At 57.2% G+C, this 13,639-nt stretch carries 12 protein-coding genes and 2 tRNA genes; 8 read left to right on the top strand and 6 right to left on the bottom strand.

What is annotated here, in order from left to right:
* Window positions 1-159 precede the first annotated feature (159 nt).
* The gene (ypdK, locus tag QZ766_RS07435; protein WP_297199598.1) at window positions 160-231 is read left to right on the top strand and encodes a membrane protein YpdK; all 72 of its coding nucleotides are present in this window, start codon (window positions 160-162) and stop codon (window positions 229-231) included.
* A 60-nt stretch (window positions 232-291) separates the two neighbouring features.
* Here the strand turns inward: ypdK and alaC are convergent, their stop codons facing one another.
* Window positions 292-1,533, bottom strand: a complete 1,242-nt coding sequence (gene alaC, locus QZ766_RS07430; protein WP_297199572.1) for an alanine transaminase — start codon at window positions 1,531-1,533, stop codon at window positions 292-294.
* Between the two features lie 394 nt (window positions 1,534-1,927).
* Here alaC and QZ766_RS07425 point away from each other — a divergent pair, with 394 nt between their 5' ends.
* Window positions 1,928-3,637, top strand: a complete 1,710-nt coding sequence (locus QZ766_RS07425; RefSeq protein WP_297199569.1) for a sensor histidine kinase — start codon at window positions 1,928-1,930, stop codon at window positions 3,635-3,637.
* Entirely contained in the window at window positions 3,634-4,371 is a 738-nt protein-coding gene (locus tag QZ766_RS07420) for a LytTR family DNA-binding domain-containing protein (RefSeq protein ID WP_297199566.1), read from the top strand. Before QZ766_RS07425 ends, QZ766_RS07420 begins: the two co-directional genes overlap by 4 nt.
* A 24-nt stretch (window positions 4,372-4,395) precedes the next feature.
* Here the strand turns inward: QZ766_RS07420 and glk are convergent, their stop codons facing one another.
* Together glk and QZ766_RS07410 are read right to left on the bottom strand one after the other, a co-directional pair.
* Window positions 4,396-5,361 carry a glucokinase gene (gene glk / locus QZ766_RS07415; protein ID WP_297199563.1) on the bottom strand — a complete coding sequence of 322 codons (966 nt, stop codon included), beginning with the start codon at window positions 5,359-5,361 and terminating at the stop codon, window positions 4,396-4,398.
* 146 nt (window positions 5,362-5,507) lie between these two features.
* Window positions 5,508-7,169 (bottom strand): thiamine pyrophosphate-binding protein, encoded by a 1,662-nt coding sequence (locus tag QZ766_RS07410; RefSeq protein WP_297199560.1) that lies wholly within the window; start codon window positions 7,167-7,169, stop codon window positions 5,508-5,510.
* 242 nt (window positions 7,170-7,411) lie between these two features.
* On the opposite strand from QZ766_RS07410, the gene QZ766_RS07405 reads away from it, so the two are divergent.
* Window positions 7,412-7,786, top strand: a complete 375-nt coding sequence (locus tag QZ766_RS07405) for a DUF2502 domain-containing protein (RefSeq protein WP_297199558.1) — start codon at window positions 7,412-7,414, stop codon at window positions 7,784-7,786.
* Window positions 7,787-7,847: 61 nt separating this feature from the next.
* On the opposite strand, the gene QZ766_RS07400 is transcribed toward QZ766_RS07405, so the two are convergent.
* Entirely contained in the window at window positions 7,848-9,104 is a 1,257-nt protein-coding gene (locus QZ766_RS07400) for an Nramp family divalent metal transporter (protein WP_297199595.1), read from the bottom strand.
* 322 nt (window positions 9,105-9,426) lie between these two features.
* On the opposite strand from QZ766_RS07400, the gene QZ766_RS07395 reads away from it, so the two are divergent.
* Window positions 9,427-10,629, top strand: coding sequence for a NupC/NupG family nucleoside CNT transporter (locus QZ766_RS07395; RefSeq protein WP_297199555.1), 1,203 nt, complete (start codon window positions 9,427-9,429; stop codon window positions 10,627-10,629).
* 103 nt (window positions 10,630-10,732) lie between these two features.
* On the opposite strand, the gene QZ766_RS07390 is transcribed toward QZ766_RS07395, so the two are convergent.
* Window positions 10,733-10,808, bottom strand: a tRNA-Ala gene (locus tag QZ766_RS07390).
* 218 nt (window positions 10,809-11,026) lie between these two features.
* Between QZ766_RS07390 and QZ766_RS07385 the strand changes: the two genes are divergently transcribed.
* Together QZ766_RS07385 and QZ766_RS07380 are read left to right on the top strand one after the other, a co-directional pair.
* Window positions 11,027-11,392, top strand: coding sequence for a YfeC-like transcriptional regulator (locus QZ766_RS07385; protein ID WP_297199552.1), 366 nt, complete (start codon window positions 11,027-11,029; stop codon window positions 11,390-11,392).
* A complete protein-coding gene (locus QZ766_RS07380) occupies window positions 11,389-11,784 on the top strand; it encodes a YfeC-like transcriptional regulator (protein ID WP_297199549.1) in 396 nt (131 codons plus the stop codon). Before QZ766_RS07385 ends, QZ766_RS07380 begins: the two co-directional genes overlap by 4 nt.
* A 45-nt stretch (window positions 11,785-11,829) precedes the next feature.
* On the opposite strand, the gene gltX is transcribed toward QZ766_RS07380, so the two are convergent.
* Window positions 11,830-13,245: a glutamate--tRNA ligase gene (gltX, locus tag QZ766_RS07375; protein WP_297199546.1), complete on the bottom strand. Its 1,416-nt coding sequence runs from the start codon at window positions 13,243-13,245 to the stop codon at window positions 11,830-11,832.
* A 258-nt stretch (window positions 13,246-13,503) separates the two neighbouring features.
* Between gltX and QZ766_RS07370 the strand changes: the two genes are divergently transcribed.
* Window positions 13,504-13,579: transfer RNA gene (locus QZ766_RS07370), tRNA-Val, on the top strand.
* Window positions 13,580-13,639: the final 60 nt, after the last annotated feature.

The following is a 13,639-nucleotide window of genomic DNA, read 5'->3' as shown; positions in this document are numbered from 1 at the left end:
TCCCTCTTGCTACGCCATTTTTTTAAGCGTACATTAGCGCCATCTGGTGTGAAGTAACGCACAGTTTTGAATCGATGTCGCCGGTAAATCTGGCGAGGTCGATCCCTGATACCCGGTCAGTATTCGGGTGATCAAACAAGAAATAGGGAGTGATGTAGCGTGAGATATTTTCTGATGGGCATCTCTTTTATGGTCATCGTCTGGGCAGGCACATTCGCCCTGATGATCTAGTTTTGAGCATTGCATAAAAAAACAGGAGCCGGTCGGCTCCTGTTTTTTTTAGGGCTGATTCTACTCGTCCGGGCTTTCCGCCGCCGGGCGGTGGCCCGCCGGCAGCAGGCCGTCGGCGCGGAACATGGCTTTAATCCCGCGAATAGCCTGGCGAATGCGGTCGCGGTTTTCAATCAGCGCGAAGCGCACGTGGGTGTCGCCGTAGTCGCCAAAGCCAATGCCTGGCGACACGCAGACTTTCGCCTCCTCAAGCATCTTTTTAGCAAACTCCAGCGAGCCCATTGCCGCGTACTGCTCGGGAATTTTAGCCCACACGTACATGGACGCTTTCGGCATCTCCACCATCCAGCCGGCTTCGTGCAGGCCCTTCACCAGTACATCGCGGCGGCGGCGGTACTGTTCGGCGATATCGCGCACGCACTGCTGGTCGCCTTCCAGCGCGGCAATGGCCGCCACCTGCAGCGGCGTAAAGGTGCCGTAATCGTGATAACTCTTGATGCGCGCCAGGGCGTTAACCAGCACCGGGTTGCCCACCATAAAGCCGATCCGCCAGCCGGCCATGTTGTAGCTTTTTGACAGCGTAAAGAACTCTACCGCCACGTCGCGGGCGCCGGGCACCTGCATGATGGACGGCGCTTTCCAGCCGTCGTAGACGATATCCGCATAAGCCAGATCGTGAACCACCAGCACATCATAACGTTTCGCCAGCGCCACCACTTTTTCAAAAAAGTCGAGCTCGACGCACTGGGCGGTGGGGTTTGACGGGAAGCCCAGGATCATCATTTTCGGCTTGGGATAGCTTTCGCGAATGGCGCGCTCCAGCTCGTTAAAGAAGTCCACGCCCTCCACCAGCGGCACCGAGCGCACCTGCGCGCCGGCGATCACCGCGCCGTAAATGTGAATGGGGTAGCTGGGGTTCGGCACCAGCACAGTATCGCCGTGATCCAGCGTCGCCAGCATCAGATGCGCCAGCCCCTCTTTCGAACCGATGGTCACAATCGCTTCGGTTTCAGGATCGATGTCCACCTGATAACGATCCTGATACCAGCGGGCGATAGCCCGGCGCAGGCGCGGAATACCGCGGGAGGTGGAGTAGCCGTGAGTGTCCGGCCGCTGGGCGACGGTGCAGAGTTTTTCTACGATGTGCGGCGGCGTGGCGCCGTCGGGGTTGCCCATGCTGAAGTCGATAATATCTTCCCCGCGGCGGCGGGCGGCCATTTTCAGTTCGGCGGTGATATTAAATACGTAGGGCGGGAGACGATCGATACGCGTAAAGCGGCGTTCTGGAGTGAACTCAGCCATAAATTCCTCAAATTAACGTTAGCGCCCGGACCGTCCGAGCGACGCTGCCGCTGCTGCTGCTGCGGCACCCTTAAGTAATACGCTCTAACCCCGGGCAATGTCGAGAGCCGCGGGAAATTATTTTTGCGGGCAAAAATGGGGATCTAAAGTTTATTTCCAGAAATTAATGGTGCCTTATTTAGAATTTTTTACGCCGCTTCAGGAAACACAAAATCTGCAATCTCATTACATTATGCTGCGCTGCTGCGGCTAATCTTTCATATTTTCAATAAAATGACGACGATCCCCTTTAGAAAATAGGGTTGTTCCGGATTACGGGTTTCCGGCGCGCCGCTGGCACATCCGGTCAGGGTTTTCTATCATAGCGGTTTCCCGCAACACTCACGGCCACTCGATGCACGAAATTTTTACCATGCTGCTGGCGGTCTTCGACCGCGCCGCCCTGATGCTCATCTGCCTGTTCTTTCTGATCCGCATCCGCCTGTTCCGCGAGCTGCTGCACAAGCAGGCCCATACGCCCAAAGAGCTGCTGGCGGTCACCGCCATTTTTTCGCTCTTCGCTCTGTTCAGTACCTGGTCGGGCGTGCCGGTGGAAGGTTCACTGGTCAACGTGCGTATTATCGCCGTGATGTCCGGCGGGATTTTATTCGGGCCCTGGGTGGGAATAATCACCGGCGTGATTGCCGGCACCCATCGCTATCTGATTGATATCGGCGGCGTTACGGCAGTGCCCTGCTTTATCACCAGCATTCTTGCGGGGGTTATCGCCGGGTTAATTCACCGCAACGTGCCTAAAGATCAGCGCTGGAAAATAGGCATTCTCGGCGGCATGCTGTGTGAAACCATGACCATGACGCTGGTGATTGTCCTGGCGCCAACTACCGCGCTGGGCGTGGATATCGTCTCCAAAATCGGCGTGCCGATGATCCTCGGCAGCGTCTGCATCGGCTTTATCGTGCTGCTGGTGCAGAGCGTGGAGAAAGAGAAAGAGGATATCGCCGGGCGCCAGGCGCGCATCGCGCTGGATATCGCCAATAAAACCCTGCCGCTGTTCCGCCACGTCAATGCCGATTCCCTGCGCCAGGTGTGCGATATTATTCGCCGGGATATTGTGGCCGACGCGGTGGCGATCACCAATACGGCACACGTGCTGGCCTATGTGGGCGTGGGCGAGCACAACTACCAGAACAGCGACGATATGGTCAGTCCAACCACCCGCGAAGCCATCGAAAGCGGTAAAATTATCATTAAAAACAATGATGAGGCTTACCGAACTCCGGAAATACACTCGATGCTGGTGATCCCGCTGTGGGAGAAAGGCATCGCCACCGGCACGCTCAAAATCTACTACTGCCACGCGCACCAGATAACCTCCGGGCTGCAAGAGATGGCGGTTGGCCTGTCGCAAATTATCTCCACCCAGCTCGAGGTTTCCCGCGCCGAGCAGCTGCGGGAGATGGCAAATAAGGCAGAGCTTCGGGCGCTGCAGAGTAAAATCAATCCCCATTTTCTGTTTAACGCGCTGAACGCCATTTCGTCCTCGATTCGCCTTAATCCGGACACCGCCCGGCAGCTGATTTTTAACCTCTCGCGCTACCTGCGCTACAACATCGAGCTGAAAGACGACGAGCAGATCGACATCCGCAAGGAGCTTTACCAGGTTAAGGACTATATCGCCATTGAGCAGGCGCGCTTTGGCGACAAGCTCACGGTTATCTACGATATTGATGAAGAGGTGAACTGCGTGATCCCCAGCCTGCTGATCCAGCCGCTGGTGGAGAATGCGATCGTCCACGGTATTCAGCCCTGCAAGGGCAAAGGCGTGGTGACCATCAGCGTGACCGAGAGCGGCAGTCGGGTACGCATTAGCGTGCGCGATACCGGCAACGGCATCGATCCGGCGGTGATCGCCCGGGTGGAAGCGAACGAGATGCCGGGGAATAAAATTGGCCTGCTCAATGTTCACCACCGGGTTAAGCTGCTGTACGGCGAAGGGCTGCACATTCGCCGCCTTGAACCCGGCACCGAGATAGCGTTTTACGTCCCCAACCGGCGCACGCCGGTGGCTCCGCCGTCGACGCTGTTATCCAGGGAGCTACTATGAAAGTGATCATTGTTGAAGATGAGGTGCTGGCGCAGCAGGAGCTGAGCTGGCTGATTAAAGAGCACAGCCAGATGGAGATTGTCGGCACCTTTGACGACGGGCTGGACGTGCTGAAATACCTGCAGCACAACGAGGTTGACGCTATCTTCCTCGATATCAACATTCCGTCCCTGGATGGCGTGCTGCTGGCGCAGAACATCAGCAAGTTTGCCCACCGGCCGTTCATCGTGTTTATCACCGCGTGGAAAGAGCATGCGGTAGAAGCGTTCGAACTGGAAGCCTTCGACTACATCCTGAAGCCTTATCAGGAGACGCGCATCATCAATATGCTGGAGAAGCTGCAAAATGCCTGGCAGCAGCAGCACTCCGCGCCGGTCAGCGCCCCCGGCGGCCTGCCCCGGGAAAACGATACGATTAATCTGGTGCGCGACGAGAAGATTTTCGTCACCAGCATCCACGATATCTATTACGCGGAGGCCCATGAAAAGATGACGTTCGTCTATACCAAACGAGAATCCTGGGTGATGCCGATGAACATCACCGAGTTTTGCAGCAAGCTGCCGGCGGCGCACTTTTTTCGCTGCCACCGCTCCTACTGCGTCAACCTGGATAAAATTCGAGAAATCGAGCCGTGGTTTAACAACACCTATATCCTGCGGCTAAAAGATCTCGATTTTCAGGTGCCGGTCAGCCGCAGCAAGGTGAAAGAGTTTCGCGCGCTGATGCACCTGTAAAAAAAGGCGCCGCGGCGCCTTTTCTCAGAGTATCTCTCCCAGCATCTGGCGCAGGTGCGCGCCGGCGCCGAGCAGGCCCGGGTTATCGTGAACGATCAGGTAAACCGGGATGTCCTCGACGTAGGCTTTAAAGCGCCCCTTATCTTCAAAACCGCCGCGAAAACCGGAAGCCTTGAAGAAATCGAGGAAGCGCGGCACCACGCCGCCGGCAATGTAGACCCCGCCGAAGGTGCCAAGCGTCAGGGCCAGGTTGCCGCCAAAGCGCCCCATGATCACACAGAAAAGAGACAGCGCGCGGCGGCAGTCGATACAGCTGTCTTTCAGCGCGCGCTCGGTAACGTCTTTCGGCTGCAGGTTCTCCGGCAGCCGCCCGTCCGATTTCACGATGGCGTGATAGAGGTTAACCAGCCCGGAACCGGAAAGAATGCGCTCGGCAGAGACGTGCCCCATTTCGGCGCGCAGCTGCTCGAGGATCATGTCCTCTTCTTCGCTGTTCGGCGCGAAGTCAACGTGACCGCCCTCGCCCGGCAGGCTCACCCAGCGCTTATCCACGTGAACCAGATGCGCCACGCCGAGGCCGGTGCCCGCGCCGTAGACCGCAATCGGCTTATCTTTTACCGGCTCCCCACCGCCAAACTGAATCAGATCCTCTTTCTTCAGCATCGGGATGGCCATCGAAACCGCCGTGAAATCGTTGATAATTTCCAGATGCTCGAAGCCGAGGTTCTCCTTCATCTCTTTGATGGAGAAGGCCCAGGTATGGTTGGTCATCGCTACCCAGTCGCCGGTTATTGGACAGGCAATAGCGATACAGCCGTTTTTAATCTCTTCTTTTATTTCATCAAGATAGACTCTGACCACCGCCTCCAGGCTCGGATAGTCGAGGCCAGAGTAGGTTTTCTCGCGCGAGATCTCGCCAGTGGCGACATCTACCAGCGCCAGCCTGGCGTTAGTGCCGCCGATATCCCCGGTTAATGCAAATGTTGTCATTCTGTCACGGCTCCATTAGGTCAGAATAAATGCCCAGCACACTGTAAGTTTAAGGCGCGTTAACAACAACGGTCAGCGCGCCGCGAGCGGTGTTTTGCGATCCAGATCACACCTTACTGTAGCGTTTCAGCGCCTGCTCGCCTGCCCTACTCTTCACTGTTGCGAGCCTCCAGCGCCCGGGTAACTGCGCGCAGCAGCGGCGGAATGTCGTCTTTGGGCAGCATGACTTCGATAAGCGCAAGCTGCCGGGGAGAGGCAACCGCCGCCAGCGCATCCTGCAGCTCCTCCACCCCGGAAACCCGCAGGCTTTGCGCCTGGCAGTCAAGGCTCAGCGCCTCGGGCAGCCGGGTCCAGTTCCAGGCGGAGATATCATTATAGCGCTGCGTCGGGCCGTGAATGGCTCTCTCCACGGTATAGCCGTCATTATTGAGCAACAGAATCACCGGACGCAGGCCGTCCCGCAGCATTGAGCCCAGCTCCTGAATAGTCAGCTGCGCCGCACCGTCGCCGATAATCAGCAGCGTTCGCCTTTCCGGCGCCGCGGTTTGCGCGCCGAAGGCGGCGGGCAGCGTGTAGCCGATGGAGCCCCACAGCGGCTGCACGATGAGCCCGGCGTTTTCCGGTAGCCGCAGGGAGGCGGCACCAAAGGCAGCGGTGCCCTGATCGGCCAGTACGATATCCCCCGGGCGCAGGGCGGCCTGCACGCTTTGCCAGAAGCTGCGCTGGGTCAGGCTGCCGGCGTCAGGGGCGCGCTCGGGCGCATCGGGGCGTGTAGGTATATCCTGATTAAGGGGCTGCGTGCTGGTAATGCCCTCCAGGGCTGCGGCAGCCTGCGCCAGTGTGATACCGCTGAACCAGCGCTTGCCTACGCGGGCGGCGAACGGCTGGAGTTCAATACTGGACTGCGCCGCAATGCGCTGGCTGAATCCGGCGGTCAGGGTGTCGGCAAAGCGGGTGCCGATGCACAGCGTCACGTCCGCCTCTTCAATAGCGCGCCGGGTTATCTCGTCGCTGGCCTCACCGCTGTAGGTGCCCACAAAGCCGGGCAGCTGCTCGTTGAACAGCCCTTTTCCCATCAGCATGGTGGCGTGGGGGATTTTCTGGGTGGTCACCCAGCGCTGCAGCTGCGGCTGAAGTCCCCAGCGCAAAGCGAGGAAATCTGCCAGCATCGATACGCTTCGGGCCGGGGAGAGCAGCTCGCGGGCGGCCCGGGTAAAGGCGGCCAGCGCCTGCTCATCCGCAGCGCGGTCAACGGGCAGAAGCGGCGTGCCGGGCGGCGTCGCTGGCGCGTTAGCCACATCCGCCGGCAGCAGCAGATAGCCGGGGCGCTTCTCAAGAAGCATCTCCCGCAGCACGCTGTCGATATCCCGGCAGGCGCTGCTGGCGGTCAGGCGGGCGCGGGCGACACTGACGTGGCGGCTCATGTCGTAAAAGTGGCTGAAGTCGCCATCGCCGAGGGTATGGTGCACCAGATCCCCGCGCTGCTGGCTGGCGGTGACTGGCGCGCCGACGATATGCAGCACCGGCACATATTCCGCGTAGCTGCCGGCCACGCCGTTAAGGGCGCTCAGTTCGCCGACGCCGAAGGTGGTCAGCAGAGCCCCCGCCCCGTGAATGCGGGCATAGCCGTCTGCGGCATAGGCGGCGTTAAGCTCGTTGGCACAGCCCACCCAGCGCACCCGCGGGCTGTCGATAACGTGGTCGAGAAACTGCAGGTTATAATCGCCCGGAACGCCGAACAGGTGGTCAATGCCGCACTCTCCCAGCCGTTCTACCAGATAATCTGCGATGGTATAGCGAGTTTGCATGGTTATTATCCTTTATTTGCTTAGTTCTCCTGAGTATCAGAGAAGCACGCAGACTTTCCAGAAGTATAAAAAAATCCTGTTGGAAAGCTGGGTGTACACTTTCTGCCCGCTGCCCGCGCCGCGGGCGGAAGTGGCAAAAAATGCGAACGCCGCTGAATTAGGAATTGCACTAATGTGGCTTACTTTTTACATCTCGTAATATTCCGCCATACGGTCTGCGGACCTGAAGTGAGGAGAATGAGATGTTCAGAGCGCTGATTCTGAGTGCGATATTACTGGCTGCAGCGCCGCTTGCGGCAAGCGCGGAAGAGATAACGCTGCTGCCTTCTGTAAAACTTAACATTGGCGATCGCGACCGTATCGGTCACTACTGGGACGGCGGGCGCTGGCGGGATCGGGACTACTGGCGCAAGCACTACGAGTGGCGCAATGAGCACTGGCACCGCTATGAGAGGGAGCGTAACAGACATCATGCTTATGACCGCGGCTACCGGGAAGGCTGGCGCGATCGCGCCGACCGTGACGACCGCTGGCACCGGGGGCCGCCGAGACCATCCGGACCACATCACGGACGGGGCCCGGATTTTGGACCGGGACACGATCGCCACCATCACTGACCTTAGATAAAACAAAAACGCCCGGCTCTGCCGGGCGCTCTCATTTCACCTTCCATCAATTCTACAGACCCATCAATGTTCCCACCAGCAGCCAGCCGTTCAGGGCCACCACCAGCGCGACGATAATCCAGCCCGCTATTTTTACGTTTTTGCTGTTCACCAGATCGCCCATCAGCGCGCCGTTGCTGGTGAAAATCAGCAGGGGAACCAGCGCCAGGGCAATGCCGAAGCTGAGCAGCACCTGGCTCATTACCAGTATGCGGGTGGGATCGAGCCCCATCAGGATCACCACAAACGACGGCAGCATGGTTATCAGGCGGCGGAACCAGAGCGGGATGTGAAAATGGATAAAGCCCTGCATCACCACCTGCCCCGCCAGCGTGCCTACCACCGTTGATGACAGCCCCGCGGCAATGAGGCTCAATCCAAAGACGGTCGCCGCCGCGTGGCTCAGGAGCGGTTCAAGCGTAAGGTAGGCCTGATCGAGATCGGCGATCCCGCTGTGGCCGTTAAAATGAAACGCCGCTGCCGCCGTCGCCATCATCGCCAGGTTAACGAACCCGGCAATGGTCATGGCGATAGCCACGTCCCAGCGAGAGGCGCTGTAGCGCTCCTGGCGGGTGCCGACGCCTTCATGCTGGGTCAGCGAGGAGTGCAGATAGATAACGTGCGGCATGATAGTCGCGCCCAGCACCCCGGCGGCGAGGAATACCGCTTCTGAGGTCGGCAGCGAAGGCAGGATCATGCCTTTTGCCAGCGGCGCCAGCGCGGGCTGCGAAAAGATAAGCTCGACAATATAGGCCGCGGCGACGAACAGCAGCAGGCCGCCAATCACTTTTTCCAGCGGCTTTTGCCCCCGGCTTTGCAGCATCAGGATCAGGAAGGTGGCGACACCGGTCAGCACCGCCCCCTGCAGCAGCGAAATGCCAAGGATCAGCTTAAAGCCGATCGCCGCGCCGATAAACTCAGCCAGATCGGTCGCCATCGCGATGATTTCAGCCTGCACCCAGTAAAACCACACCAGCGGGCGCGGATAGCGGTCGCGGATGTGCTCGGCCAGATTTTTTCCGGTGGCGATCCCGAGCTTGGCGGACAGTAGTTGAATAAGCATCGCCATCAGGTTAGCCCACACCACCACCCACAGCAGCTGGTAGCCGTAGCTGGCACCGGCCTGGATATTGGTGGCAAAGTTACCCGGATCGATATAGCCGATAGCAGCAATGAATGCCGGTCCCATTAATGCAAACCGCATTTTGCGCGCTGCTTTCGAATTGGTACTTTCAACGCGACCGTTGGTCATCTTCTGCCTCTGAGATATAGCCTTTGCTATGTTTGATGCTACCCGAGTGCGAATGATTATCAAGAACAATAAGTGAAATGATAAAAATTACTCTGATAGGCAGGAACGATAGCGGGGGGATTAGCCGGTCACCGGGAAATTTAAGTCAGCGATACTTATAAGAATAAGCCATAATCCGGTGTTTAACACTTTTACATAACATAACAAATTTGCATGACAGATCACCTTTTTTGAGTTTGCTCACAGCATCTGATTATAGTGCGCTACAGATCTCGTTTTCTTTTCGGCTGTTACATAGAATGTGCACAGAAATTTAATCTCCCTCATATTTGGAGCTGTTATGGACCGCGTCCTACATTTTATCCTCGCGCTGGCGGTGGTGGGGATCCTTGCGCTGCTGGTCAGCCACAACCGCAAGCAAATCCGCATTCGCTACGTTATCCAGCTGCTTGTCATTGAGGTTTTGCTGGCCTGGTTCTTCCTGAACTCCGATGTTGGCCTGGGTTTTGTAAGAGGGTTTTCCGAGATGTTTGAGAAACTTCTCGGATTTGCTAATGACGGGACGAATTTCGTCTTTGGTAACATGAACGATCAAAAGCTGGCGTTCTTCTTCCTGAAAGTGCTGTGCCCCATCATCTTTATTTCGGCGCTCATCGGCATCCTGCAGCATATTCGCATTCTGCCGGTGGTGATCCGCGCGATTGGTACCGTGCTGTCAAAAGTGAACGGCATGGGAAAACTGGAATCCTTTAACGCGGTCAGCTCGCTGATCCTCGGCCAGTCTGAAAACTTCATCGCCTATAAAGATATTCTGGGCAAAATGTCGCGCCAGCGCATGTATACGCTGGCCGCAACGGCGATGTCCACCGTCTCGATGTCCATTGTTGGCGCGTACATGACCATGCTGGAGCCGAAGTACGTGGTCGCCGCGCTGGTGCTCAATATGTTCAGCACCTTTATTGTGCTGTCGATAATCAACCCGTATCAGATTGATGGCAGCGAAGAGAATCTGCAGATGTCCAATCTGCACGAAGGACAGAGCTTCTTCGAAATGCTGGGCGAATACATTCTCGCGGGCTTTAAAGTGGCGGTTATCGTTGCGGCGATGCTGATCGGCTTTATCGCGCTGATTGCCGCGCTCAACGCGCTGTTTGCGACCGTCACCGGCTGGTTCGGCCACAGCATCTCTTTCCAGGGGATTTTGGGCTATATCTTCTGGCCGGTAGCCTGGGTAATGGGCGTACCGGCGGGCGAAGCCCTGCAGGCAGGCAGCATTATGGCAACCAAGCTGGTATCTAACGAGTTTGTGGCGATGATGGATCTGCAAAAAGTGGCGGGCGCCCTCTCCTCGCGCGCGGTGGGCATTCTGTCTATCTTCCTTGTCTCCTTTGCCAACTTCTCCTCTATCGGCATCATTGCCGGGGCGATTAAGGGCCTGAATGAAGAACAGGGCAACGTGGTGTCGCGCTTCGGGCTGAAGCTGGTATACGGCTCGACGCTGGTGAGTATCCTCTCTGCGTCGATTGCCGCACTGGTGCTGTAACGCCGCACAACGCTAAACGCGCCGGGGCCTGTCCCCGGCTTTTTTATGTCCGTTTTCCAGGCGCAGAAAAGCAAAAACCCCCGCCGAGGCGAGGGTTTAAATTTGGTGGAGCTAAGCGGGATCGAACCGCTGACCTCCTGCATGCCATGCAGGCGCTCTCCCAGCTGAGCTATAGCCCCGTACGTAAAGCGTGTCGTGTTGACGGGCGGCATAATATGAATTCCCTCGCCGGGTGTCAACGGCAAAATCCTTCCCTGTTGTTCAACCGCTGAAAAAGCACGCAACCAGATTACGCTGCGAGCATTCTCGCAATCAGGAGTTAATCGCATCACGTTTTCGCCTAAAACGATGCTATAAGATAAATCACTAATTCCCATACAGGAACTCAGGAAATAGCATGCTCAAGGAACGAATGACCCCCGAGGAACTTGCCCACCTGACCGGCTACAGCCGGCAAACCATTAACAAGTGGGTCAGGAAGCAAGGATGGAAAACATCGCCGCGTCCGGGCGTTCAGGGCGGTAAGGCCAGGGTGGTCCACATTAATGAACAGGTTCGGGAGTTCATCCACAGTGCCCAGCGCATCAGCGAGGCGCCCGCCCCGGATTACGCCGCAGCGGATGACAGCTTTGAGGCACTGCTGCTGTCGCTGGCAAAAGAGATGTCGCCGGACGAGCAAAAGCAGTTCACCAGCCTGCTGCTGCGGGAAGGGCTCACAGGTTTACTTCAACGTTTAGGTATACGCACGCAAGAATCCGTATGAAAATACTGCACAGTAAAATGACCACCCACGAGCTGGCGAACTGCACCGGGATGGCGCGGCAGACCATTAACCGCTGGATCCGCGAGCAGAACTGGACCACGGAGGCTATTCCCGGCGTGAAGGGCGGCAGAGCCCGCTTAATTCATATTGATGACGCGGTGCGCGAATTTCTGGCCACTACGCCCAAGCTGCGGCATCTTTCGCTGTCGCTACGCGCGGCGGAGCCTGAGCAGGAGTACGATCGCCCGCAGGATCGCGTCTGGCGGCAAATTAGCGATACGTTAATCATGATGACGCCCGACGAGAAGCAGCGCCTGCAAACGCTGCTGGTGCGCGAAGGGCTGAGCGGATTTTTATCCCGGCTGCATATTGCAGACGACAGTGCCTCATAAATGAAAACGGCGGGCAAGCGCCCGCCGTTTTTACTCGCCGTAAAATTACTGCTGACTTTCACGCTCGGCAATAAACGCCAGCGCTTTCTCAATGCGCGCCACGCTGCGGCTCTTGCCGATCGCGTGAACGGTTACGTCCAGCGCGGGAGACTGCCCGGCACCGGTCACCGCCACGCGCAGCGGCATGCCGACTTTACCCATGCCCACTTCCAGCTCGTCTGCCGTCGCCTGAATGGCACCGTGTACGTTTTCTGCAGTCCAGTCGGTAATGGCGTTCAGCTTATCGCGCACCACTTCCAGCGGCTGGCGGGCAACCGGGCGCAGGTGTTTTTTCGCCGCGTCCGGATCGAAAGCGTCGAACTCTTCATAGAAGTAGCGGCAGCTTGCGGCCATCTCTTTGAGAGTTTTGCAGCGCTCGCCCAGCAGCTTAACCAGATCCGCCAGCTGCGGGCCATTGCGCGTGTCGATGTTCTCCTGCTCAATGTGCCACTGCAGGTGCGTCGCCACGTATTCCGGCGCCAGCGTATTAATGTAGTGATGGTTCAGCCACAGCAGCTTGTCGGTGTTGAACGCGCTGGCAGACTTGCTTACCGCGCCCAGCGAAAAGAGCTTGATCATCTCTTCGCGGCTGAAGATCTCCTGATCGCCGCTGGACCAGCCCAGGCGTACCAAATAGTTAAGCAGCGCTTCCGGCAGGTAGCCGTCGTCGCGATACTGCATCACGCTGACCGCGCCGTGGCGCTTGGAGAGCTTTTTACCGTCGTCGCCGTTGATCATCGATACGTGCGCGTACACCGGCACTGGCGCGTTAAGGGCTTTCAGGATGTTGATCTGGCGCGGGGTATTGTTGATGTGGTCTTCACCGCGAATAACGTGGGTGATGCCCATATCCCAGTCGTCAACCACGACGCAGAAGTTGTAAGTCGGTGAACCGTCGGTGCGGCGAATAATCAGGTCGTCGAGTTCCTGGTTGCTGAACTCGATAGGTCCGCGGATCTGGTCGTCAAAAACAACGGTGCCTTCCAGCGGGTTAGCAAAGCGCACTACGTGCGGTTCGTCAGCGGCGTGCTCGCTATGATCGTTACGGCAGCGGCCGTCGTAGCGCGGCTTTTCACCTTTCGCCATCTGCTCTTCACGCAGGGCTTCCAGGCGCTCTTTAGAACAGTAGCAGCGGTAGGCGGTGCCGGCTTCCAGCATTTCGTCAATCACCGCATTGTAGCGATCGAAACGTTTAGTCTGATAATACGGGCCTTCATCCCACTCCAGATTCAGCCAGTTCATCCCATCCATGATTGCTTCGATCGCTTCCGGCGTTGAGCGCTCCAGATCGGTGTCTTCAATGCGCAGCACGAACTTACCGTCGTGGTTGCGAGCAAAAAGCCAGGAGTAGAGAGCAGTACGGGCACCGCCGACGTGCAGATAGCCTGTCGGGCTGGGCGCGAAGCGTGTTTTGATTTTCATGAAATGGCCTTACGTTTAGAAAGATGCCGACAACCGGCAAATCCTGGAATATTTGAGTGGCCAATATTCTATCACTCCCACCTGATTCCTCAATGTTGTTCCCCGTTAAACCTTGCCCGTAGCGGTTTTTGTTTAGAAATCAAACGTCATGGATCGTTTTGCGATCGCATTGCCTAAATTTACGACGAACAAACAAAATCTTTAGAAAATGCGTTGACTCATTTTCGCGTATCCCTATAATGCGACTCCACACAGCGGGGGTGATTAGCTCAGCTGGGAGAGCACCTCCCTTACAAGGAGGGGGTCGGCTGTTCGAACCCGTCATCACCCACCAACTACTTAGGTAGTCTCATCCGTGTAGCAAGAAATTGAGAAGTGGGTGATTAGCTCAGCT

Origin of the sequence: uncultured Pluralibacter sp. (assembly GCF_913775985.1) — a bacterium.
Taxonomy (GTDB): domain Bacteria; phylum Pseudomonadota; class Gammaproteobacteria; order Enterobacterales; family Enterobacteriaceae; genus Pluralibacter.
Note: the sequence above shows the minus strand (reverse complement) of the source record. Positions and strands in the feature narration are given on the sequence as shown.